Raw genomic sequence first — 22,371 nt, 5'->3', positions numbered from 1 at the left:
GCCGGGCCCGCTGCCGTTCGCTCAGCGCAGGGTGACCTGGCGGGAGCGTAACCCGTCCCTGGAGCGCCGCTCCTCCGAGCTCAGCGGCTCGTCGGTGTCGAGCGCGGCCGCCAGGCGCGCGGCGAATTCGTCGGCGGGGGTGGCCCACTCGTCCGGGTGCCGCTCGCGGTCCAGGTCGAAGACGGGGACCAGCAGCCCGTGCGTGCGGAAGGTGCCCGCGAAGCGCGAACCGTCGCCGAGGTGCAGCCCACCGGCGGCGTGCAGCCGGGCCAGCGCGGCCATCAGCTCGTCCTCCGGCTCCGGCCGGACCCAACGCACATGCGCCTTCTCCCCGGCATCCACCCACCAGGCGGCGCCGGTCGCGTCCGGACCGAGTGCGATCCGCGCCGACGGCATGATGGCCTGCTTGGCCTGCTCGATGGTGGCGGCCACCTGGGCGTCCGGGGTGACACCCGCCGGCACCCACCAGTCGAAGTCCTGGTGCACGGTGAGCTCCAGGTCGGCGCCCGGATCGAGCACGTCGATCAGGCTCGGCCCGCCTTCGAAGGCATCCGCGGCGGCCAGCGACTCGCCACCCTCGGCGGACTGGGTCCACAGGATGGCGGCGGCGAGGTCGGCCGCCGGGTCGGGGCCCTGCTGCTGCACCTGGACGCCGACGAAGCCGATCTCCTCGTCGCCCGCGCGCACCAGCGCGGCGACGGCGCCGGGCAGCACGGTCGCCAGTACCACCGAGCGCTCGGCGGCGACGCCGGGCGCGAGTTTCAGCGTCGCGGTCGCGGAGGGCACGAACTCGCGGAGCGCGACCAGGTCGCACTCGGCGGCCAGTCCCTGGAACGGCCGGGTGACGGCATTGGCCGCCTGCTCCTGCGCCGCCCTGCGCTCGGCGAGCCGCTGGGCCCGGTTGCTTTCGGGCTTCGGAGTGTTGCGCTTGCTCTTACCCACGAGGGGTCAACCTACAGGGTCGCGGAGCCGGTGTGGTTCAAGCGGGGGCGGCGAGCAGCGCCTTGGTGCGGCCGGGGTGGTTGGTGGCCACCCAGCTGACCCCGAGCTCGGCGCAGAGCGTGACGTCCTCCGGGTCGTCGACGGTCCAGCAGTAGGTGGCGCGGCCCGCCGCGGCGGCCTTGTCCACCAGGTCCGGGTGCTCGCGCAGGGTCTTGACCGACGGCCCGACGGCGGTGGCGCCGACCGTGGTGGCCGCGCTGCCGCCGAGGTAGCGCGATGACTCGCCGAGCAGCACCGTCGGCAGCAGCGGCGCGGCGCGGCGGATCCGCCAGACCGCGCTCGCCGCGAACGACATCACCACCGCCCGCGAGTGGTCCGCGGAGGCCGGGGTCGCGATCCCGAAGCGCTGGAGCTCGGCGAGCAGCTTGTTCTCCACCAGCGCGCCGTAGCGCACCGGGTGCTTGGTCTCGATGAAGAGCTTGGTCGGGCGGCTGCGCCAGTCGAGCACCAACTGGATCAGCTCGGCGAGGGTGAGCAGCCCGGCCGGGGCGCCCGGGGCGCCGAAGTCGAGGTCGGCCAGCTCGGCAAGGGTGAGCTCGCTGACGAGGCCGCTGCCGTCGGAGGTGCGGTCGACGGTGCGGTCGTGCACGCAGACGAGGTGCCCGTCGCGGGTCAACCTGACGTCGCACTCGACGCCGTCGGCGCCCTCCTCCAGCGCGAGCTCGTAGGCGGCGAGGGTGTGTTCCGGCCGCGCCGCCGAGGCACCGCGGTGCGCGACCACGAACGGCGCGCGACTGCCCTGGGTCACTTGGCCCCTACCTCCTCCTGTTCGCGGTCGACCGCTTCATCGCCGGTATTGTCACCCGCCGCCGAGTTCTGGCGCGCGTCGGCGGTCGATCGTGCCTGTTCGGTGCGGTGCAGCGGCGCAATGACCGGGACCGCGGGGTCGACCGCGACGGTCAGGCGGTGCGCTGCCCTGGCTCGGCCGCGCAGGTCGCGGCCGGAGAGCGCGTTCAGCACGCCGAAGGTCAGCAGCGCGACGGCGGCGGCGACCAGGTCGGTCAGCGCGGTGAAGAGCACGCCGTCCGCCTTGCTCTGCAGCGAGTCGGCGGTGCGCCAGCACAGCGCGGCCACCGCGACGGTGCCGCCGAGCACCCAGAACACCCACCAGATCCGGATCAGCCGCAGCGCGCGCGGGTCGCGCCGCCCGGTGAACGCCTCGGTGAGGAAGACACCGGGCCAGACCAGGTTGAGCACCGGGATCAGGCTGCCGAGCAGCAGCGTTCGGGGCGAGCGCGGATCCCGCCTGCCGACCAGGGCGTAGGCCGCCGCGCGCAGCTGGATCAGCCTGGCCACCGCGGCGATGGCGGCGAGCAGCGCGAGCACTCCGGCGAGCACCGCGAAGGTGAGCACCGCCGCGTCCGAGACGCGGAGCAGCAGCGGCGCGACCAGCCTGGTGCGGTTGTAGAGCAGGATCGCGTAGCGCCCCAGCTCGGCAAGGGCGGCCAGCGCGAAGGCGAGCGCGGTCCAGAGCAGCAGCCGCCCGGCCGCCGCGGCGGCGCGCGCCGACCGGCCCGCGGGGGCGGTATCCGGCGCGGCCGGGGTGTCGAGCAGCCCCCAGCGCGGGATCTCGGCGTAGCACGGGGTGCCCGCCGCCGCCTCGGCGCGCGGCCGTCCGGTGCCGCGGCCGCCGCGATGATCGGGTTTGCGGGCGACCCAGCGGTAGTTGCGCCGCTCCGGCGGCGCGTCCACCGGGCCGGGCGAGAGCAGGACGCCGCGGCAGCGCGGGCACCAGTGCATGGGCGCGCCGTGCACCGCCCAGCGCGCGCCGCACCTGGCGCAAGGCTGCACCACCGTACTCACCGCTCCCCGCCCTTCAGTAGATCCGCGCCTCGTGGTCGCCGTCGGCGGTCAGCGGCCGCCCCGCCCGCTGCCAGGACACCATGCCACCGCCGACGTTCACCGCCTCGTACCCGATGTTCGCCAGATACCTGACCACCTCCAGCGACCGGCCGCCCTGGCGGCAGATCACGTAGATGTCGGCATCCGGGTCGAGCTCGCCGGCCCGGGCGGGCACGTCGGCCATCGGGATGTGCACCGCGCCCGGCGCGTGGCCGAGGCGCCACTCGTCGTCCTCGCGCACGTCGAGCAGGATCGCCGGCGGGGTGACCGCCGCTGGATCGACCGAGTCGAACGCGCCGGGGACCTCCCTGACCGGAACCGTCGGAACATCGGGGCTCGTCACGGTTCCGATCCTGCCATGCGGGCCGGGCAGCCGTGCGAATTGTCCACCCGGTATCCACAGCTGACCGCTCCCGCCCGATCCGCACACCGCTCGGTCGCCTATTCGACAGCGAGAACGAGCATGGGGTAGGTTTCGAAGCTCCGGCGCCGGACGCCGCTCTCGATCTCTCCGCGTTGTGCATAGCCACGACCGAGTTATCCACAGATTCCACAACCTGATCCACAGGGGTCAGCTATCGCGTCGCGCGCGATTCACAGGCGACGACTATCGCGCTTTCCACTTCAGCAACCTCTCGGCGAACTCCATCGCGGGAGCTGTCCACCGAGTTATCCACAGGCTGCGCGCTTCGCCGGCGGCGGGAGCGACCGATCCGGGACTCCCCTCCAAACATCCCGGAGCGGCCACTCGCCGCCGGCTCGGAACCCAGGGAGGTACCGATATCTAGTTGGACGGCGCCGAGACCGATTCGGTTCCCTCGGCCGGCGACCTCCATGCCGGGCCAGGGGACTCTTCCTGCGGAAACACCGACGCGCGGCGGCACCATCGGTAGCCTGGCGCTATGACCAGCGGCGCGCGGCAGACGGCACTCGACTCCACTTCGACGCCGGAAACCGGGCCGGCCGGGTCGCCGCGCGATGCCGTCGCGCGGCGTGATCCCGGGCACGATTCCCGCGTGCTCGATCCGCTGCTCGATATCGCGGGGCTGAACACCGCGCTCGCCGAGGCCGTCTGCCTGGGCTCGGCGTTCGACCCGGACGGCCGCACGCTCTGCCTGGAGCTTGAGGTGCTGCGGCTACCGGAGACCCGCTCCGGGGTCACCGCGGACGGCAGGGACGGCCGGGTGCGGCTGACGCTGCGCGGGGTGGGCCGGGTGGCCGCCTCGCTGCGCGCCCAGCGCTGGAACCACGTCGACGCCGACATCCTCCCGCTCACCCCGGACACCATCGACCAGGCGATCAAGAGCTTCGGCGGCGGCAGGCTGCACGGCTGGGAATTCGTCGACGTGGACGACAGCGGCTGGTCGCTCTGGCGCGAACTGCTCAGCTTCGACGCGGTGCTCGATCCGGAGCGACCGGGCGCGCACGTCTTCGAATTCTCCCAGGAGGAAGGCGTCGACCCGCGCGAGCTGGACGTCCGGGTGTGGTTCGATGAGCTCTCCGTGCAGGACGCCACCGGCGCGGAGATCTCGGCGGCGCACTTCGTCGCGGACGGCAGGCGCTGGTGGGCGGCGCACGACGCGGGCGATCCGCGCGCGGTCCGGCCCGGCATCGCGCCGCCATTGTGATCGACGTGCGCGGAATACCGTGCCGAGACGCCGGTTGATACCGAGCAAGTGTACGAATGATGGTCGGGGGTGGTTCCGCGCCGGAACGCGCCCCGGCCCGACACAGGAAGGGACAACGTGGCTGAGTACACGCTGCCGGATCTGGATTACGACTACAGCGCCCTGGAGCCCCACATCTCCGGGCAGATCAACGAGATTCACCATTCCAAGCACCACGCCGCCTACGTGGCAGGCGTGAACACCGCGCTGGAGAAGCTGGAGGGTGCCCGCGAGGCGGGTGACCACGGCGCTATCTTCCTGCACGAGAAGAACCTCGCCTTCCACCTCGGCGGCCACGTCAACCACTCCATCTGGTGGAAGAATCTCTCCCCGAACGGCGGCGACAAGCCGGTCGGCGAGCTGGCCGCCGCGATCGACGACAACTTCGGCTCGTTCGACAAGTTCCGCGCGCAGTTCACCGCCGCGGCCAACGGCCTGCAGGGCTCCGGCTGGGCCGTGCTCGGCTACGACACCCTCGGCCAGAAGCTGCTCACCTTCCAGCTCTACGACCAGCAGGCCAACGTGCCGCTCGGCATCATCCCACTGCTCCAGGTGGACATGTGGGAGCACGCCTTCTACCTGCAGTACAAGAACGTGAAGGCGGATTACGTGACCGCGTTCTGGAACGTGGTCAACTGGGCCGACGTCCAGGACCGCTTCGCCAAGGCGACCGGGCAGGCCAAGGGCCTGATCTTCGGCTGAGCCGACCCCGCTCCGGCGGCCCGCGGACGAATGTCCGCGGGCCGTTGTGTGTTTCGGGCGGGTAAAGCGTTCGTCGCTGGCAGTCGTTGGTACTTGTGTGCCAGATGATCTCTGCGTCATTCTCGGAACTCCCACGGCACGGGAGGCAGCAATGCGCGCTAACGAACCCATCGGCATCACACCGTTCCACTCCAGCGGGGTACTGCGCGGCTTCGTGATCTCCGGCCGCTGGCCGGACAGCACCAAGGAGTGGGCCCAGTTCCTGATCCTGGCCGTCCGGGTGGCCTCCATGCCGGGGCTGCTCGCCACCACCACCGTCTTCGGGGTGCGCGAGGACCTGCCCGACGACCCGGCGCCGGGCACCATCGGCATGGTGCTCGCCGAGGGGCCGGTACTCGGCGCGGAGGCGCTGCCGCCCGGCCGGTTCGCCGATCCGGTGCCGCCCGCGCTGATCATGCTGCACCCGCCGTCGGAGACGAAGCCCACACTTCCGGAGTGCGCGGGCGCCGCCTCCGGCTGCGTACTGCTGCCCGGAGTGCCGCACCTCGGCCTCCAGCACCGCGCGGCGTGGGCCGAGGCGGAGTCGGACGGAACGGTGACGTCGCTGGTCAGCCGGGTCGGGCTGGACCCGATCAGCGATCCCGACACCGCGGTTCTGGCCATGCTGCTCGCCGCTTGAGGGTTCCCTAACTTTCGGAACGGGGATTCCCAAACTTATTGTGGCGGTTGCCTTTTGACGAGAATACTATTGCCCTACCGGCGTTTCCGCAGGTAGGTTCGGTTTCGTGTTCACCACCGCAATGCTGGCCGTCGGCATCGTCTTCCTCGCCGAGCTCGGCGACAAGTCGCAGCTGATGGCGCTGACATTCGCGCTCAAGTACCGCTGGTGGGTGGTGCTGAGCGGCATCGCCGTCGCCGCCGCGGGCGTGCACCTGATCTCGGTCGGCGTCGGCCACTTCCTCGGCTCGGCGCTGCCGACCACCGCCATCGCGCTGCTCGCCGCGGTGATCTTCCTCACGGTCGGCGTCTGGACGCTGCGCGAGCACGCGGGCGGTGCCGAAGACGAGCCAGAGGAGGAGCCGAAGCTCCGGACGCGGGCGGCGCCGTTCTTCGTGGTCAGCTCGGCCTTCCTGCTCGCGGAGCTGGGTGATCGCACGATGTTCGCCACCGCGGCGCTCGCCACCGACTACGACTGGCTCGGGGTGTGGATCGGCTCGACCATCGGCATGGTCGCCGCCGACGCGCTCGCCATCGCGCTCGGCATCCTGCTCGGCAAGCACCTGCCCGAGCACGCCATCGGCGTCGGCTCCGGGCTGCTCTTCCTCTACTTCGGCTCGCTGACCGGGCTCGGCACCGTGCTCAGCACACCGGTCGCCGCGCTGCTCGCGCTCCTCGCGCCCGCACTGGCCGGTGCGGTGCTGCTGGTGCGCCGCAACCGCGCGGAGCAGCCCGCCGAACCGCCGGTGCGGGTCGAGCGCTGACTTCTCAGCGCCGCGCGGGCTCGGCGAAGGCGTTGCCGTAGAGCGCCCCGCCGCGGTGCACCAGATCCAGCAGCGGCGCGCGCAGCGCGCGCACCCCCGCCATGTCGCCCGCGGCGATCCGCCCGGTCACCATGCCGCCGATCCCGGCCGCCAGCGAGGCGCAGGCGAACATCTGCGCGTCGGTCTGCACATCGAGCACCTCGGCGATCAGCTCGACGAAGAGCCGCTGCAACTCGGCCCTGCGGGCCACCGCGGGCGAGCCGACCGCGAACACCTCGACCAGGAAGACCCGCGCACTGGCCGGATCCTCGACCAGGTGGTCGAGGTAGGCGTCGAAGATCCGGTCCATCCGGTTGCTGCGGATGGTCCATTCGTCCGTCGTTTCGGGGTCGTCCACGGTCGCCGCGGCCCGCTCGATCTTCTCCAGCAGCAGGGTCACCGCGCGCTCGTAGGTGGCCTCGAAGCAGTGCTCCTTGGAGCGGAACTGCTCGTAGAAGGTCTCCCTGGACACCCCGGCGCGCTTCAGGATGGCGGCCACCGATGTCCCGATGTAGCCGTAGTCCACCATCGCGTCCGCCATCGCGCTCAGGATGCGTTCGCGCTGGGACGCCACCACCTGCTCGCGGGGCAGGCCGTGCCGCCCGCGCGGCAGGTGACGGACGCTTGGCACCGGTTCGGTCATGTGGCTCGGCTCCGTTGCTCGGGGGTAGCGCCGCCGCCGGATCCTGGACGGGCCACCGGGCCTTTCCATTGTGCACAACCCGGTGTCAGGCCGATCGCTCGATCCTGCGTGCCCGCGTCGGCTGGTCGGTGGTGAAGCCGGCGCGCTCGGTGCGCGCGATCTCCACCGCCTGCTCGACGCCGTGCCGCAGGGCCAGGTCGATCACGCGCTGGGCGATCCCGCGGAACGGAAGCACCCCGGCCACCCACCAGGGCGAGACCACCTGCCGCCTGCGCCGCAGAATGGCGCGTTCGAGCGTATCGATCGCCGGGCCGAGCGGGGCGACGCCAGACACCGTAGCCCGGCCGAGGATGGCGCGCGCGGCCGCGGTGCCGAAGCCGCGCGAAGTCATATCGGTGTCCAACTCGGCGAAATAGGCGATCCCGACCTTGGCGCCGGTGTGCCTGATCTCGTTGCGCAGGGTGTTGCCGAGCACCTCGACCCCCGCCTTGGAGACGCTGTACGCCCCCGCGAGCGGAAGGTTCACCGCGCCGGCGAGCGAGGAGACCAGCAGCACGTAGCCATCGGGGTGCGCGATGTGCGGGCCGGTGGCGCGCAGCGTGTAGTAGACGCCGAGCACGTTCACCGCGAGCGTCTCCTCCAGCACCCCCGCATCCCCGCCGAGCAGCGGGAACTGCTTGGCGATTCCCGCGTTCGCGACGGCGACGTCGAGCCCGCCGAGCTCCCCGACCAAGGTCCGGACCACCCGCTCCACCTGGGCCTGGTCACCGACGTCGCAGTAGCGCCAGGGGGCATCGCCGCAGTCGGCGGCGACATCGGCGAGCAGGTCCGGCTCCAGCCCGAGCAGCGCCACCGCGGCGCCGCGCGCGTGCAATTGCCTGGCGAGGGCGGCGCCGATACCGCGGGCCGCGCCGGTGATCAGAATCTTGCGACCGGCGAGCGAAGCACCGGCGGACAGCTTCATGGTTCGACGGTACCACCTCACGAACAATGGTGTTCGTGAGTTTTCGAACAGGGACGCGGGCGAACCGGTAGTACCGACCGGTTAGGGTGCGAATGACCCAGAGAGCCATTGGGCTGTCACGAACGAGAGGACCATCGTGGAGATTTCGGGTTCCGCCGCCATCGTCACCGGAGGGGCATCCGGCCTGGGTGCCGCCACCGCCAAGCGCTTCGCCGACCTGGGTGCGACCGTGTTCGGGCTGGACATCCCGCAGTCGATCGAGCGCGCAGGCGACAACGTACCCGACGGCGTCACGCTGCTGGCCGCCGATGTCACCAGCGGTGACGATGTCGCCGCCGCGGTCGCGAAGGTCGTCGAGTCCGGCGTCCCGCTGCGCATCGTGGTGAACTGCGCCGGGGTCGGCTGGGCCGGGCGCATCCTGTCCAAGAACGGCCCGCACGATCTGGAGCTGTTCCGTCAGGTCATCACGGTGAACCTGCTCGGCTCGTTCAACGTCATGCGGCTGGCCGCCGACGCCATCTCGAAGACCGATCCGGTGGACGAGTTCGGCCAGCGCGGTGTGGTCATCAACACAGCGTCGGTCGCTGCGTTCGAGGGCCAGATCGGCCAGATCGCCTACTCCGCCTCCAAGGGCGGCGTGCACGGCATGACCGTCCCGGCCGCGCGCGACCTCGCCCAGTTCGGCATCCGGGTGAACACCATCGCCCCCGGCATCATCGACACCCCCATGCTGGCCGGTGTCACCGAGGAGTACCGCAAGGGCCTGGAGGCAGGCGTGCCGTTCCCGTCCCGGCTCGGCCGCCCGGACGAGTACGCGCAGCTCTCGCAGTACATCGTCGAGCACGACTACCTGAACGGCGAGACCATCCGGATGGACGGTGCGCTGCGCATGGCCCCGCGCTAGTCTCCGCATACGGCGAACCCCCCTCGGCTCCGGTCGCGGGGGGTTCGCCCGTCTCAGGCCGGCTGCGGCTTGTGCCCGATGCCGAGCAGCGCGATGGCGGGCAGTGGCTGATTCGGGCGATACCGCCGGTCCAGGTACTCGCGGACCCGATCGGAGCGCTCGCTCCACTGCTCCTCGCCCCACATCGTCCGCAGCAGCTGCAGCGCGGCGCTGCTTGCCACCATGGTCTCCCAGAGCTCGACGCCGTCGGCGAACCTGGTGACGATGGAGTGCCGCTGGATCACCACCCCGTGGAATCCGGCCTGGCGCAGCTCGCTCTGGAACACCTCGGGGTTCTCCAGGCTGAGGAAGTCCTGCTGCGGCTCGCCGAGCTCGGGCACCGCCTCCCGGAACGCCTCGTAGAGCAGCGTCAGCAGCGGGGATTCGCAGATCGGCGCCCAGTTCGAGATCACGACGGTGCCGCCGGGGCGGAGCACCCGGTACAGCTCGCCGAGCGCGCGGTAGCGGTCGGGGAAGAACATCAGCCCGAACATGGAGAAGGCGGCGTCGAAGCTACGGTTCGCGTACGGCAGCACCCTGGCGTCGGCCACGTCGGTGACGATGTTGTCCAGCCCGGCGGCGGCCGCCGCGTCTTCCAGCAGACGCAGCATCCGCGGCGAGATGTCCACCGCGCAGACCCGGCCGGCCCGCTCGGCGGCAGGCAGGGTCAGCGCGCCGGTGCCCGCTGCCACGTCGACCACCGCCGACTCCCCGGTCAGCGCGGCGAACTCCAGCGCGAGCGCGGCGAAGGGACGCATGACCGCGGTGGCGAATTCCCCGTACCCGACCGCGACCGCGTCCCAGACCTCCGCGGTCTCCAGCGGACTCCCCGACATGTTCCGACGATCCTCTCGACCGCACCAGACTACGTCCGCATCCCGCCGGCAAACCGCGGTCCGCGGAATCGTGCGGAAACGGACGTGCCGCCGGGGACCGGATCCGACCGGTCCCCGGCGGGCGGTCACACCGTCCGGGTGAGCCGATCGGTGAGCAGGTGCGCGAACCGCGCCGGGTCCTTCAGCTCGCCGCCCTCGGCCAGCACCGCGGTGCCGTAGAGCAGCTCCGCGGTCTCGGCCAGCTCCGGCACCTTGCCCGCGTCGGCGTCGTCGCGGCGGGTGTCGTAGGCGTCGCGCAACCCGGTGACCAGCGGGTGCGCCGGGTTGAGCTCCAGGATTCGCTTGGATTCCGGCAGCTCCTGCCCGGAGGCGCGGTACATCCGCTCCAGCATGGGGGTGAAGTCGAAGACGTCACCGACAAGGCAGGCGGGCGACGAGGTCAGCCGCGACGACAGCCTGACCTCCTTGACCTGCTCGGAGAGGGTGCTGCCGAGCCAGCCGAGCAGCTCGGCGAATTCCTTGTCCTGCTGTTCGCGCAGCGCCTCGGAGGCCTGCTTCTCCTCCTCGGTCTCCAGGTCGACCTCGCCCTTGGCGATCGAGGTGAACGGCTTGCCGTCGAACTCCGGCACCGAGCCGACCCACATCTCGTCGACCGGGTCGGTGAGGATCAGCACCTCGCGATCCTTGGCGCGGAACGCCTCCAGGTGCGGTGAGCTCTCCACCTGGTGCCGGCTCTCGCCGGTCATGTAGTAGATCGCGTCCTGGCCCTCCGGCATCCGCTCCACGTACTGCGCCAGCGTGGTCAGCTCGGAGTCGGAGTGCGTCGAGGCGAACGACGACACCTGGAGCAGCGTCTCCCGGTTGTCGAAGTCGTTGAGCAGCCCCTCCTTGAGCACGCGGCCGAACTCGCGCCAGAAGGTCTGGTACTTGCCCTGGTCCTCGGCCCCCTGCAGGTCCTTGACGGTGGAGAGCACCTTGCGCACCAGCCGCTTGCGGATCATCTGGATCTGCCGGTCCTGCTGCAGGATCTCGCGCGAGACGTTCAGCGACAGGTCCTGCGCGTCCACCACGCCCTTGACGAAACGCAGGTACTCCGGCATCAGCTCTTCGCAGTTGTCCATGATGAACACCCGCTTGACGTAGAGCTGAACCCCGCGCTTGTTCTCCCTGGTGAACAGGTCGAACGGCGCGGTCGAGGGGATGAACAGCAGCGCCTGGTACTCGAAGGTGCCCTCGGCCTTGAGCGGGATGATCTCCAGCGGATCGTCCCAGGCGTGGCTGACGTGCTTGTAGAACTCGGTGTACTCCTCGTCGGAGACCTCCGAGCGGGGGCGGGTCCAGAGTGCCTTGCGGGAGTTGAGGGTCTGCTCCTCGACGACCGTGTTCTCGGTCTTCTCCTCGCCCTCGCCCTCGGTGACGGTGCGCTCGACCCGCATCCGGATCGGCCAGGCGATGAAGTCGGAGTACTTCTTGACGATCTCCCTGAGCTTCCACTCCAGGGTGTAGTCGAAGAGGTGGTCGTCGGTGTCGGCGGGCTTCAGGTGCAGCCCGACCGAGGTGCCCTGCGGGGCGTCCGGGACGCTTTCGATGGTGTAGGTGGAGCTGCCCGCGGCGGCTTCCCACCGCGTCCCCTCGGTCTCTCCGGCCTTCCGCGTGGTCAGCACGACCTTGTCCGCGACCATGAAGGTCGAGTAGAAGCCGATACCGAACTGGCCGATCAGCTCGCCCGCGTCCGTGCTCTGCGCCTCGGCGAGCTGTTTGCGCAGCTCCGCGGTGCCGGACTTGGCGAGCGTCCCGATCAGATCCACGACCTCCGCGCGGGACATCCCGATGCCGTTGTCGCGCACGGTGAGCGTGCGGGCCTCGGTGTCGGTCTCCAGCTCGATGTGCAGATCCGAGGTGTCGACCTCGAGATCCTTGTCGCGGTAGGACTCCAGCCGTAGCTTGTCCAGCGCGTCGGAGGAGTTCGAGATCAGCTCGCGAAGGAAGGTGTCCTTGTTGGAGTAGACCGAGTGGATCATCAGGTCGAGGAGCTGATGGGTTTCCGCCCGGAACTCGAGTTGTTCGACGTGCTCTGTCACGTCGCGATAGTACGACGGGCGAAATCGTCGAGTGCCGGAACCTCCAGGTCTGCCCGCTCGGTCATCCATTCGCGCAGCACCCGGGTGGCGCGGACGTCGTCCTCGTTGTACTCCAGCAGCCGGGTGCGCTGGCTCAGGGCGGGCTCGGCCTCGTACCCGACGGCCCGCCGGTACCAGCTCATCGATGCCTCGCCGCCTGCCTCCGGGTCGCGCCAGGAGAACCCGGCCACCGGCGCGATCTTCTTGAGCCCCTTGCCGTTCGGGCAGATGAACTGCTCAGAGACGGCCTGGAACATGTCCACCCACTCCGGCCCGTCCACGAAGGCGCGCACCTGCTCGACGCTCGGCACCCCCGGCTTGCCCGCGAAGCGCCGCGCGGACTCGTAGAGCCACTTGTCCTCGGCGGTGCGCGAGTAGCAGTAGGCGGCGAAGGTGCGGCCCGCGGCGTGCGCCTGCGCGCGGGTGCGCATGAGCCAGCTCCAGAACTCGCCGAAGGAGCGCGCCTCGTCCACCGTCGGCAGCGGATCCCAGGTGACGAAGGGGCGGTAGACGCCGTCCAGCAGGGTGCCCCACAGGTAGGCTCCGAACTCCTGGAAGCTCTCCAGGTCGACGTCGACCTCGACGTCGGCGCGCTGCACCCGCACCGGCTGCACCCGGCGCACCAGCGGCGCGCCCGCGATCCAGGCCCGCGCGGTGACGACCGCCTCGACGAACGGGCCGTGCTGCCAGTCCTCCGGCTCCGGGCCGGACCAGGCGGCCAGGTCGTCGATGGTCTGCACGCCGTGCCCGCGCAGCACCTCGGCCCGCGACCCGGGCGCCACCAGGCTGACATCCCTGCGCTCGATCAGCACGCCCTCGCAGCCCGGCCCGGCCTCGGGGCCGCGGCTCCACCACGGGCACTGCCTGCACTCCGGGATCTTCGACGGCAGCGTCGGCAGCTCGCCGCGGACCACCGCGATCCGATCCGCGTAGCGCCGGTCGTACTCGGCGAGCAGCGGGCCGAGGTCGTGCACGAGGATGCGGCTCCCCTCGTAGCCGATCACGCCGCCGACCAGGGCGGGCGAGGCGAGGCCGTGGCGCTGCAGCATCCGGTACAGGTGCGCGAGGCGCTGCTGGTCGCGCGGCTGCTGGCGCAGCTTGCGGTGCGGGTCGGGCGCGGGATTCCAGACGTGGGGGTCGGTGGTGGTCGGGTGGAAGTCGGCGGGCTCCGGCCTGCGCGGGTCGGTGACCTTGTGGTTGACCACGAGCACCGGGATGTAGCCGCCACGCTCGGCGTCGCGGAGCAGGATCTCCACGCCACCGCGGCGGCCGGTGTCCGGCTCCTGCGGCAGCAGCGCGCCCCAGATCCGCGGCGCGGCGTTCGCGCAGGCGCGCAGCGTTGCCGCGGCCCGATCGGCGGCGCGCCCCTTCGGGTCGATCACCACCCACTGCTCCGGCGCCGCGCCGACCAGCGCCGTGCGCACCTGCTGCCGGTGCAGCGCGGCCGCCTCGCGGCGCTCGATGACCCCCGCGTCCTCCCGAACGCCCGCGATCTGCTGCCCGAACGCCGCGTCCAGGTGCAGCCGGTGCCTGCATCCGATCAGGGAGCGGGCATCGATGAACGCGGGCACGCGCTCGCCCGGTTCGTCGGCCCCGGAGGCAGCGCCCCCGTCATCACCCGTGATCACGTGAAGCAGTATGAGCCCTACCCCCGACAGTTCCGCGAATCCGACGGTGGCGGCCCGCTCCCGAGCAAGTAGGGTTGGGCGCGAATTGCGTGCTCGTGACCATGGCATGACGGAGGGCCTTCGATGGGGTTGTTCACCAAGCGCAAGCGGCGTCCGAGCCGGCGGGCCGAGGCCAAGGCTCTCAAGCACAAGGCCGGGCTGGAGGCCAAGCTGGTTGCCAGGAACGACCGGAAGTCGCGGCGGGCAGAAGCGCGCACCCAGCGCAAGGTGGCCAAGGCGCAGATCGCCGCCTACCAGGCCGAGGAGAAGGCCGCCGACAAGCTGGCCGCAAAGGCCGAGCGCGATCCGTTCAGCCCCGGCCAGGTGAAGAAGTACCTCGGCGTCGCGCGGATCCTGATCCCGGTGCTCGCGCCGCTCGCCTACCGGGCCGCCACCTACGTGCGCGGGCAGCTCGACGTGCGGCGTGCGCAGCAGCTCGGGATCGGCATCGACCAGCTCGGTGACTACGCGGGCCACGGCGGCAGGCTGCAGGCGCGGATCGCGAATACCGAAGCGGCGCTGGAGAAGGTGAGCGGCGAGGGCAAGGCCGACGACACCCGCTCCTTCGTCGGCACCACCAAGGAGCGGCTGGAGAGCCTGAGCGCCGCCGTGCGCACCGCCGACCAGATGCCTGCCGCGCGCCGCCGCGCGGTGCACACCGCCGTCTCCAGCGAGCTGGCCGGGCTCGAAGCCGACGTGCTCGCGCGCCTCGGCGTGCGCTGACCGTCCCGTGCGCGCCACCCCCGATCCCGCGGGGCTCCGCGGCCCGGTGGCCGGGGGGTTGGTGGCGGCGCTCGCCGTCGCGGCGCACGGCATCGCGGGCGGGGGGTTTCCCGGCGGGGCGGATTTCGCGCTGCTGCAGGCTGTTTCGGTACTGACCGGGGCGGTCGCGGTGCTGGTCAGGCGGTCGGGGCGGTTCGCCGACGCGGCGGGGCTGCTCGCGGTGCTCGCCGGCGGTCAGTACGCGACGCACCTGCTGCTCACCGCGCACGAACACGGCACCTCGACCCCGAGCACAGCTCTGATGGTCGGTGCGCACGTGTTGGCGACCCTCCTGGTCGCAGTGGCGATTCCGGCGGCGGAGCGGTTCACGGCGCTCGCCGCCACCACGCTGCGGGCGCTGCTCGGCCCGCCCCGCGCGCAGCCGCTGCCCACGCGCCCCGCCGGGTTCCCCGGCACTCCCCTGCTCCGCGCGGCCGGACCGCTCGGTGCGATCGGTCCGCGCGCCCCGCCGGTCGGGCGCTGAACCCCGACCGACTCTCGCACCGACCGAAAGCGAATCCCCATGTACTCGACGCTCACCCGCGCCTCCGTCACGGCCGCTGCCGCCGCCGGCCTGATTCTCACCGCCTGTGGCAGCGCCGCCGCGCACGTCACCGTGGATGCCCCCGGTGCCGCCCAGGGCGGCTACTCCGTCGCCACCTTCCGGGTGCCCACCGAATCCGATACCGCGAGCACCACCGCGCTCACCGTCACCATCCCCGGCGTGCGCAGTGTGCGCACCGAGCCGCTGCCGGGCTGGACGGCCAAGGTGGAGAAGAACCCGGCGGGCGAGGTCACCGCCGTCACCTGGACCGCCGACCCCGGCAACGCCGGCGTCGGGCCCGGCCAGTTCCAGCGCTTCGTCGTCTCCATCGGCCCGCTGCCGAAGGAGCACGAGGTGAGCTTCCCCGCCACGCAGAGCTACAGCGACGGCAGCGTGGTCCGCTGGGACCAGCCCGCCGCGGCGGACGGCTCCGAGCCGGAGCGCCCGGCGCCGAGCCTGCACCTCGCCGAGGCGTCCGCCGACGGCCACTCGCACGGCGGGAGCGACACCGAGGCCGCCGCCCCGGAGAGCACCGACCAGACCGCGCGCTGGCTCGCAGGCATCGGCCTCGCCTTCGGGCTCTTCGCGGTGGCACTCGGGCTCGGCTCCGTGTTCCGCGGGCGCAGGCCGTGAGGCCGCTGCGCGCGCTCGCCATGACCGCGCTGGCCGGGCTGCTCGTCACCATGGGCACCGGCACCGCGGCCGCGCACTCGATCGTGGTCGGCAGCGTGCCGACGGACGGCTCGTCGGTGGAAGCCGGCCCGGAGCGGGTCAGCGTCACCTTCAACGAGCCGCTGCAGCCGAGCTTCCCCGCGCTCACCGTCGTCGGCCCGGACAACCACTTCTGGCAGCAGGGTGACCCGGTGGTCGACGGCGCGACGGTGAGCGTCCCGGTCGGCGAACTCGGCCCGGCAGGCACCTACACGATCGCCTTCCGGGTCACCTCCGCCGACGGCCACGCGGTGAACGGCACCCGCACCTTCACCCTGACCAGGGCGGGCAGCGGAACGCCCGGCGCCGAGGTGTCGGCGGCAGGCGAGGGGCCGGGCGGCATCCCGGTCTGGATCTTCGTCGCAGGCGGCGTGCTGATCTTCGCAGGCGGTCTCGCGATCGCGCTGGCAGGCGGCAGGGGCCGCGGAAAGCGCGCGTGACCCCGCCCTCCACCGCACGGCGCCGCGCGCTGTGGCTGCTCCCGGTGGCCGGGCTGCTCGGGGTCGGGGTGGCGTGGCTGCTCGGCCGCGGCGCCCCGGCCGAGGCGCCGGTCCGGTTGCTCGCCGACGGCCTCGGCGCCACCGTGCTCGGGCTGGCGGCGCTGCCCCGGCTCGGCGAGCGGCTGCGCCCGCCGTGGCGGCCGCTCGCCGCGGTGGCGGGCGGCTGGTGCGCGGCCGAGTTCGCGGTGCTCGTCCTGGAGGCGGCGGAGGTGGTCGACGTGCCGGTCGGCGAGCTCGGGGCAGGCGCGTTCGGTGCCTTCGTCCGGGACACCAGCGGCGGCCAGGTCGCGGTGGCGGTCCTCGCCGCCACCGCGCTGATCGCCTGCTACGGCGCGTACTCCTTCCGGGCCGGGGACGGCTCGCCGGACCTGGTGCTGGTCTTCGCCGCGGTGGCACTCGCGCTGCGCCCGATCACCGGGCACATGTCGCAGCAGCCCTTCGGTTCGGTGCTCGCCGCCGCGCACGCGCTGGCCGCCGGGCTCTGGTTCGGGCTGCTCGTCGCGCTCGCGCTGGTGCTGCGCGGGCGCGGCGAGTGGGCCGCCGCGCTGCCGCGCTACTCCGCGCTCGCCGGGCCGCTGATCGCCGTGGTCGCGCTGACCGGGGTGCTGAACGGGCTGGTCCGGCTCGGCGGGGTGAGCGGGCTGGTCGACACCGGGTACGGCCGGATCATGCTCGCCAAGGCGGCGGTGCTGCTGGTGCTGGCCGGGCTCGGCTGGTGGTGGCGGCGCAGCTGGGTGCCGCGCGCGGCCGACCACCGGGTGCGCGCCGAGGATTCGCTGCGCCGGGCGATCACCGAGACGCTGATCATGGCGCTCGCCTTCGGCCTCGCCGCCACCCTCGCCGTCACCGCGTAGCCGGAATCGGGGATTACAGTGGCGGCGTGACCGTGGTGACGATCGTGGAGGACTGCGTGGCGTCGGCCGAATCCGCCTTCGCCTACGTGAACGACTACCGGAATCTGCCGACCATCCTGCACGGCCTCGAGTCCTTCACGCCGGTCGGCGCGAAGGACGAGGGGCTCGGCGCGGTCTTCGACGGCAGGATGAAGCTCGGCCCGGTCGCGCTGACCTCCCGGGTCGAGGTGACCCGCTGGACCGAGAACGCCCTCATCGAGGTGACCTCGATCAAGGGCTTCGAGATCGCCTCCACCTTCGTCTTCCACCCGAAGGGCGCCGCGCTCTGCACCATCGACGCCATCGTGGAGTACCGGGTGCCCGGCGGGCTCGCCGGGAAGGCGCTCGGCCGCACCATCGAGCCCTTCGTCAAGCTCGCGGTGAAGCACACCACCGACAACCTCGTCGCGCAGATCGCCGCCTTCCACCTGACCCGCGAGCCGTGACGCCCTCGCTCACCCAGCGCCTCGGCTACCTGTTCGGCCGCACCCTCCCCGCCTCGATGTCGGACTGGGTGCTGCGCGACCTCACCGGCCCCGGCGCCACCCGCAGGTACCTGCTGCGCATCCTGATTCCGGTGATTCCGCCGCTGCTGCTCTTCCTGCTGCTGCCCGGCCCGCTCTGGATGGGCGCCGCCATGATGGCGCTGCTCTACATCCCGCTCGTCTACTTCACCGTCGCGCTGATGTACGTCTACCGGCGGCACCGGCTGGTCCAGCACGGCCTCGACCCCGCGCTCGCCGACGCCGAGACCCGCGCCAGGGGTGCCGCCGAGCGCGCCGAGTACGAGCGCAGACACGGCCGGGGAGGCGCCGGTCACACCGGGTGAGCGGGCACAATCGGGGGCGTGACCGATACTTCGAACGTCGATTCCGTTGCGACCGCCGACCTGGCCGACGAGATCGGCCCCGAGATCCGCAGCTGCGATACCCAGTTCACGCAGTTCGGTGGCAGGGCCGCGTTCTCCGGGCGGATCACCACCATCCGCTGCTTCCAGGACAACCTGCTGGTCAAGCAGACCCTGAGTGAGCCGGGCGCGGGCAGGGTGCTGGTGGTGGACGGCGGTGCGAGCGTGCACACCGCCCTGGTCGGCGACATCATCGCCGGGCGCGGCGTCGACAACGGCTGGGCCGGGGTGATCGTGAACGGCGCCGTCCGCGACTCCGCGATCCTGCGCACCCTCGACATCGGCGTGAAGGCGCTCGGCACCAACCCGCGCAAGAGCACCCAGACCGGGTCCGGCGAGAAGGACGTGCCGGTGGAGTTCGGCGGCGTCACCTTCGTGCCCGGCGAGGTGCTCTACAGCGACCACGACGGCGTCGTGGTGCGCGCCGAGGACTAGCGGCGGCGGGGCGCGGTCACCCGGACCTGCCTGCCCGCGAGGGCGACGGTGTCACCGACCTCGAGCTGCCTGCCGCGGCGCGTCTCGACCTCGTCGTTCACCCGGACGAGCCCCGCCGCGATCACCGTCTTGGCCTCGGCGCCGGACTCGATGAGATCGGCGAGCTTGAGGAATTGGCCGAGTTTGATGGCCTCGTCCTGAATCGGGACGTCGACTGTATCCGCCATGCCACTATGCATACTCCCCCGTCGGAACGGGTGGGGCACCGGGCCGGGCAGCTGAGCGCGGCGTTCCGATTCAGTTACCATCCGGCGAACGGTCGGACACGCGGCGGGCGAAAGGCGCGGCATTCCGCCCGATCGGCACGCACACTGGTCCGGTGACTTCCACGCAGGCCGCTCCACACGCCGACACCGAGCTACCACCGGATCGGCCGACACCGCCGGTTCCGCACCGCGGCCACGGCAGGCTGCGCGAGGTTCCGCACATCGCAGCGACCGTGCTCGGCGTCTTCGCCGTGCTGATCTTCCTGTGGAGTCTCTCGCCGACCCTGCGCTGGATCACCGCGGCCCCGCGCCGGTACATCGACGACTACTACTTCGACGCGCCCGACACCAACCTCATGTGGGCGCTGCTGGTCGGGCTGCTCGCCGGTGCGCTGGCCAGCCGCAAGCGCATCGCCTGGTGGTTGCTGGTCGGTTACCTGGCGCTGTACACGATCATCAATGTCGTCACCTTCACCACGCAGGGCGATGTCAACGCGCTGGTGGCCATGGTGCTGCACCTGGCGGTGATCGGCGTGCTACTGGCCTCGTGGGGCGAGTTCTACACCCGGGTCAGGCGCGGCGCGGGGTTGAAGGCGCTCGGCGTGCTGCTCGGCGGGCTGACGCTCGGGTTCCTGGTCGGCTGGGGGCTGCTCGAACTCTTCCCCGGTTCGCTGCCCGGTGGCTGGCAGCGCCCCGGCTGGTCGCTGTACCGGGTCACCGCGGCGGTGCTCGCCGACAACGAACACTTCGACGGGCACCCGCACCCCTTCGTGAACTTCCTGCTCGGGCTCTTCGGCGCGCTCGCGCTGCTCGCCGCGGTGCTGGTGCTGCTGCGCTCGCAGCGCGCCGCCAACGCCATGACCGGCGTGGACGAGTCGGCGATCCGCGGCCTGCTCGCGCACTCCGACATCGAGGATTCGCTCGGCTACTTCGCCACCAGGCGGGACAAGGCCGTCGTCTTCGCGCCGAACGGCAAGGCGGCCATCACCTACCGCGTCGAGCTCGGCACCTGCCTGGCCAGCGGCGACCCCATCGGCAGGCGCGAATCCTGGCCGCAGGCGATCGACGAGTGGCTGCGGCTGGCCGATCGCTTCGGCTGGGCGCCCGCGGTGATGGGCGCCAGCGAACCGGGGGCCACCGCGTACCGGCGGGCCGGGCTCGCCGCGCTCCGCCTCGGCGACGAGGCGATCCTGGACACCCGCTCCTTCTCGCTGGCCGGGCCGGAGCTCAAGCAGGTGCGCCAGGCCGCCAACCGGCTGCGCAAGCAGGGCGTCACGGTGCGCATCCGGCGGCACGGCGACATTCCGGCGCGGGATTTCGAGAGCATCACCGCGCGCGCCGACGCCTGGCGGGACACCGCGGAGGAGCGCGGCTTCTCCATGGCGCTAGGCCGGCTCGGCGACCCGCAGGACGCCGACTGCCTGCTGGTCGAGGCGGTCAACCCGCAGGAGCGGGTGCTCGGCATGCTCTCCCTCGTCCCCTGGGGCCGCACCGGCGCCTCGCTGGAGCTCATGCGCCGCGACCCGGGCGCGCCGAACGGCGTGATGGAGCTGATGATCTCGCAGCTCGCGCTGAACTCCGAGCAGTACGGGATCACCCGGGTCTCGCTGAACTTCGCGGTGTTCCGCTCGGTCTTCGAGGAGGGCGGCCGGATCGGCGCGGGGCCGGTGCTGCGGATGTGGCGCGGCGTGCTGCTCTTCTTCTCCCGCTGGTGGCAGCTCGAGGCGCTGTACCGCTCGAACGTGAAGTACCAGCCGACCTGGGTGCCGCGCTTCTTCCTCTTCGAGGAGCGCAGGCAGCTGCCGCGGGTCGCGCTGGCCAGCGCGCTCGCCGAGGGCTTCCTGCCCCGCTTCGGCGCGGAGAGCGACACCGCCGTGCACACCGGGCTGCACAGCGCCGTGCCTGCGAGCGTCGCCGGGCTGCACGCCGACGGCAGCGCACCGGACTGGCCGGAGGACGAGGACAATGAGGTCCGCTCCCGGCGCCCCGAGCAGGTCCGGGTGCGGCTGGAGAAGCTCCGCAAACTCGCCGACCAGGGCATCGAGGCGTACCCGGTCGCCTACCCGCCGACGCACAGCATCGCGGCCGCGCGCCGCACCCCGCGCGGCACGACGGTCCGGGTCTGCGGGCGGCTGCTGCGGATTCGTGACTACGGCGGGGTGATCTTCGCGCTGCTGCGCGACTGGTCCGGCGAGATTCAGCTGCTCATCGACCGCGACCGGGTCGGGGCCGAGCGCAGCGCCGAGTTCACCGAGTACTTCGACCTCGGCGACCTGATCGAGGTGAGCGGCCAGCTCGGGGTCAGCAGGCGCGAGGAGCTCTCGCTGCTCGCGGCCGACTGGCGGATGCTCGGCAAGTGCCTGCACCCGCTGCCGGACAAGTGGAAGGGGCTCGCCGACCCCGAGGCCAAGGTCCGCCAGCGCTACGTGGACATGGCGATCAACGCCGACACCCGCGAGGTGATGGCCAAGCGCAGCGCGGTGCTGCACTCGCTGCGCGACTCCCTGCACGGCGCCGGCTTCCTCGAGGTGGAGACGCCGATCCTGCAGCAGGTGCACGGCGGCGCCAACGCCACCCCGTTCCGCACCCACATCAACGCCTACGACCTCGACCTCTACCTGCGCATCGCGCCCGAGCTGTACCTCAAGCGGCTCTGCGTCGGCGGCATGGAGAAGGTCTTCGAACTGGGCCGTACCTTCCGCAACGAGGGCGTCGACTTCAGCCACAACCCCGAGTTCACCATCCTGGAGGCCTACGAGGCGCACAGCGACTACCAGCGCATGATGCACCTCTGCCGGCGCCTGATCCAGGAGGCCGCGGTCGCCGCCAACGGCGCCGAGGTGGCGCTGCGCCCCACCGACGGCGGCGGGTACTCCGAGGTCGACATCTCCGGCGAGTGGACCGTGAAGACGGTGCACGGCGCGGTCTCCGAGGCGCTCGGCACCGACATCACGCCCGCGACCGGGGTGACCAGGCTGCGCGAGCTCTGCGATGCCGCCGACATCCCGTTCCAGCACAACTGGGACGCCGGGCAGATCGTGCTGGAGATGTACGAGCACCTGGTGGAGTCGCGCACCGAGCGCCCCACCTTCTACTGCGACTTCCCCACCTCGGTCTCCCCGCTCACCCGGTCGCACCGCAGCATCGCCGGCGTCGCCGAGCGCTGGGACCTGGTGGCGTGGGGCGTCGAGCTCGGCACCGCCTACAGCGAGCTCACCGACCCGATCGACCAGCGGCAGCGGCTCACCGAGCAGTCGCTGCTCGCCGCCAACGGCGACCCGGAGGCCATGGAGCTGGACGAGGACTTCCTGCAGGCGCTGGAGCACGCCATGCCGCCGACCGGCGGGCTCGGCATGGGCGTCGACCGGATCGTCATGCTGATCACCGGCCGCAGCATTCGGGAGACGCTGCCCTTCCCGCTGGTCAAGCCGCGCTGACCGCGTCCTG

The 22,371-nt window shown here is 71.8% G+C and carries 24 protein-coding genes; 14 read left to right on the top strand and 10 right to left on the bottom strand.

What is annotated here, in order from left to right; genetic code table 11:
- Positions 1-21: 21 nt before the first annotated feature.
- Genes ACFO0B_RS17755 through ACFO0B_RS17740 form a run of 4 tightly spaced genes read right to left on the bottom strand, consistent with a single transcriptional unit; the run spans position 22 to position 3,187 of the window.
- On the bottom strand, positions 22-942 hold the full coding sequence (locus ACFO0B_RS17755) for a DUF5926 family protein (protein WP_378613573.1): 921 nt from the start codon (positions 940-942) through the stop codon (positions 22-24).
- A 37-nt stretch (positions 943-979) separates the two neighbouring features.
- Positions 980-1,750, bottom strand: a complete 771-nt coding sequence (locus ACFO0B_RS17750; protein ID WP_233015428.1) for a glycerophosphodiester phosphodiesterase — start codon at positions 1,748-1,750, stop codon at positions 980-982.
- Positions 1,747-2,805, bottom strand: a complete 1,059-nt coding sequence (locus ACFO0B_RS17745; RefSeq protein WP_378613572.1) for a DUF4328 domain-containing protein — start codon at positions 2,803-2,805, stop codon at positions 1,747-1,749. Before ACFO0B_RS17745 ends, ACFO0B_RS17750 begins: the two co-directional genes overlap by 4 nt.
- 13 nt (positions 2,806-2,818) lie before the next feature.
- Positions 2,819-3,187 carry a rhodanese-like domain-containing protein gene (locus ACFO0B_RS17740; protein WP_378613571.1) on the bottom strand — a complete coding sequence of 123 codons (369 nt, stop codon included), beginning with the start codon at positions 3,185-3,187 and terminating at the stop codon, positions 2,819-2,821.
- Positions 3,188-3,746: 559 nt separating this feature from the next.
- Here ACFO0B_RS17740 and ACFO0B_RS17735 point away from each other — a divergent pair.
- The 4 genes from ACFO0B_RS17735 (at position 3,747) to ACFO0B_RS17720 (ending at position 6,694) form a co-directional block, all read left to right on the top strand.
- The gene (locus ACFO0B_RS17735) at positions 3,747-4,472 is read left to right on the top strand and encodes a hypothetical protein (protein ID WP_378613570.1); all 726 of its coding nucleotides are present in this window, start codon (positions 3,747-3,749) and stop codon (positions 4,470-4,472) included.
- 117 nt (positions 4,473-4,589) lie between these two features.
- On the top strand, positions 4,590-5,213 hold the full coding sequence (locus tag ACFO0B_RS17730; protein WP_378613569.1) for a superoxide dismutase: 624 nt from the start codon (positions 4,590-4,592) through the stop codon (positions 5,211-5,213).
- Between the two features lie 151 nt (positions 5,214-5,364).
- Positions 5,365-5,892, top strand: coding sequence for a peptidase (locus ACFO0B_RS17725; protein WP_357016605.1), 528 nt, complete (start codon positions 5,365-5,367; stop codon positions 5,890-5,892).
- A gap of 106 nt (positions 5,893-5,998) precedes the next feature.
- On the top strand, positions 5,999-6,694 hold the full coding sequence (locus ACFO0B_RS17720; protein WP_378613568.1) for a TMEM165/GDT1 family protein: 696 nt from the start codon (positions 5,999-6,001) through the stop codon (positions 6,692-6,694).
- Positions 6,695-6,698: 4 nt separating this feature from the next.
- Here the strand turns inward: ACFO0B_RS17720 and ACFO0B_RS17715 are convergent, their stop codons facing one another.
- Together ACFO0B_RS17715 and ACFO0B_RS17710 are read right to left on the bottom strand one after the other, a co-directional pair.
- On the bottom strand, positions 6,699-7,364 hold the full coding sequence (locus ACFO0B_RS17715; protein ID WP_378613567.1) for a TetR/AcrR family transcriptional regulator: 666 nt from the start codon (positions 7,362-7,364) through the stop codon (positions 6,699-6,701).
- Between the two features lie 97 nt (positions 7,365-7,461).
- Positions 7,462-8,340 carry an SDR family NAD(P)-dependent oxidoreductase gene (locus tag ACFO0B_RS17710; RefSeq protein ID WP_378613566.1) on the bottom strand — a complete coding sequence of 293 codons (879 nt, stop codon included), beginning with the start codon at positions 8,338-8,340 and terminating at the stop codon, positions 7,462-7,464.
- Positions 8,341-8,476: 136 nt separating this feature from the next.
- Here ACFO0B_RS17710 and ACFO0B_RS17705 point away from each other — a divergent pair, with 136 nt between their 5' ends.
- Positions 8,477-9,244 carry an SDR family NAD(P)-dependent oxidoreductase gene (locus ACFO0B_RS17705; protein WP_378613565.1) on the top strand — a complete coding sequence of 256 codons (768 nt, stop codon included), beginning with the start codon at positions 8,477-8,479 and terminating at the stop codon, positions 9,242-9,244.
- Between the two features lie 53 nt (positions 9,245-9,297).
- Here ACFO0B_RS17705 and ACFO0B_RS17700 read toward each other — a convergent pair whose 3' ends face one another.
- From ACFO0B_RS17700 to ACFO0B_RS17690, 3 genes are all read right to left on the bottom strand, one after another.
- Complete coding sequence (locus ACFO0B_RS17700) at positions 9,298-10,119, bottom strand: class I SAM-dependent methyltransferase (RefSeq protein WP_378613564.1); 822 nt, start codon at positions 10,117-10,119, stop codon at positions 9,298-9,300.
- Between the two features lie 125 nt (positions 10,120-10,244).
- A complete protein-coding gene (gene htpG, locus ACFO0B_RS17695; RefSeq protein ID WP_378613563.1) occupies positions 10,245-12,200 on the bottom strand; it encodes a molecular chaperone HtpG in 1,956 nt (651 codons plus the stop codon).
- Positions 12,197-13,864 carry a TM0106 family RecB-like putative nuclease gene (locus tag ACFO0B_RS17690; RefSeq protein ID WP_378613843.1) on the bottom strand — a complete coding sequence of 556 codons (1,668 nt, stop codon included), beginning with the start codon at positions 13,862-13,864 and terminating at the stop codon, positions 12,197-12,199. Before ACFO0B_RS17690 ends, htpG begins: the two co-directional genes overlap by 4 nt.
- A gap of 126 nt (positions 13,865-13,990) precedes the next feature.
- Here ACFO0B_RS17690 and ACFO0B_RS17685 point away from each other — a divergent pair, with 126 nt between their 5' ends.
- Genes ACFO0B_RS17685 through rraA form a run of 8 tightly spaced genes read left to right on the top strand, consistent with a single transcriptional unit; the run spans position 13,991 to position 18,658 of the window.
- Positions 13,991-14,629, top strand: coding sequence for a DUF6474 family protein (locus ACFO0B_RS17685; RefSeq protein ID WP_378613562.1), 639 nt, complete (start codon positions 13,991-13,993; stop codon positions 14,627-14,629).
- A 7-nt stretch (positions 14,630-14,636) separates the two neighbouring features.
- Complete coding sequence (locus ACFO0B_RS17680) at positions 14,637-15,152, top strand: hypothetical protein (RefSeq protein ID WP_378613561.1); 516 nt, start codon at positions 14,637-14,639, stop codon at positions 15,150-15,152.
- A 39-nt stretch (positions 15,153-15,191) separates the two neighbouring features.
- On the top strand, positions 15,192-15,845 hold the full coding sequence (locus ACFO0B_RS17675; protein WP_378613560.1) for a YcnI family copper-binding membrane protein: 654 nt from the start codon (positions 15,192-15,194) through the stop codon (positions 15,843-15,845).
- A 20-nt stretch (positions 15,846-15,865) separates the two neighbouring features.
- Positions 15,866-16,363, top strand: coding sequence for a copper resistance CopC family protein (locus tag ACFO0B_RS17670; protein ID WP_378613842.1), 498 nt, complete (start codon positions 15,866-15,868; stop codon positions 16,361-16,363).
- Positions 16,360-17,277 (top strand): CopD family protein, encoded by a 918-nt coding sequence (locus ACFO0B_RS17665; protein WP_378613559.1) that lies wholly within the window; start codon positions 16,360-16,362, stop codon positions 17,275-17,277. Before ACFO0B_RS17670 ends, ACFO0B_RS17665 begins: the two co-directional genes overlap by 4 nt.
- 26 nt (positions 17,278-17,303) lie before the next feature.
- On the top strand, positions 17,304-17,762 hold the full coding sequence (locus ACFO0B_RS17660; RefSeq protein WP_378613558.1) for an SRPBCC family protein: 459 nt from the start codon (positions 17,304-17,306) through the stop codon (positions 17,760-17,762).
- On the top strand, positions 17,759-18,145 hold the full coding sequence (locus ACFO0B_RS17655; protein WP_378613557.1) for a DUF5313 family protein: 387 nt from the start codon (positions 17,759-17,761) through the stop codon (positions 18,143-18,145). Before ACFO0B_RS17660 ends, ACFO0B_RS17655 begins: the two co-directional genes overlap by 4 nt.
- 18 nt (positions 18,146-18,163) lie before the next feature.
- Entirely contained in the window at positions 18,164-18,658 is a 495-nt protein-coding gene (gene rraA, locus ACFO0B_RS17650) for a ribonuclease E activity regulator RraA (protein ID WP_378613556.1), read from the top strand.
- Here the strand turns inward: rraA and ACFO0B_RS17645 are convergent.
- Positions 18,655-18,885, bottom strand: coding sequence for an RNA-binding S4 domain-containing protein (locus tag ACFO0B_RS17645; RefSeq protein WP_378613555.1), 231 nt, complete (start codon positions 18,883-18,885; stop codon positions 18,655-18,657). The two genes, rraA and ACFO0B_RS17645, sit on opposite strands and share 4 nt — an antisense overlap.
- A gap of 152 nt (positions 18,886-19,037) precedes the next feature.
- Here ACFO0B_RS17645 and lysX point away from each other — a divergent pair, with 152 nt between their 5' ends.
- The gene (lysX, locus tag ACFO0B_RS17640) at positions 19,038-22,361 is read left to right on the top strand and encodes a bifunctional lysylphosphatidylglycerol synthetase/lysine--tRNA ligase LysX (RefSeq protein WP_378613554.1); all 3,324 of its coding nucleotides are present in this window, start codon (positions 19,038-19,040) and stop codon (positions 22,359-22,361) included.
- The last annotated feature ends 10 nt before the right edge of the window (positions 22,362-22,371 follow it).

This window comes from Nocardia jiangsuensis (genome assembly GCF_042650385.1).
GTDB classification, from domain to species: domain Bacteria; phylum Actinomycetota; class Actinomycetes; order Mycobacteriales; family Mycobacteriaceae; genus Nocardia; species Nocardia jiangsuensis.
This window is presented reverse-complemented; position numbering and strand designations above follow the sequence as displayed.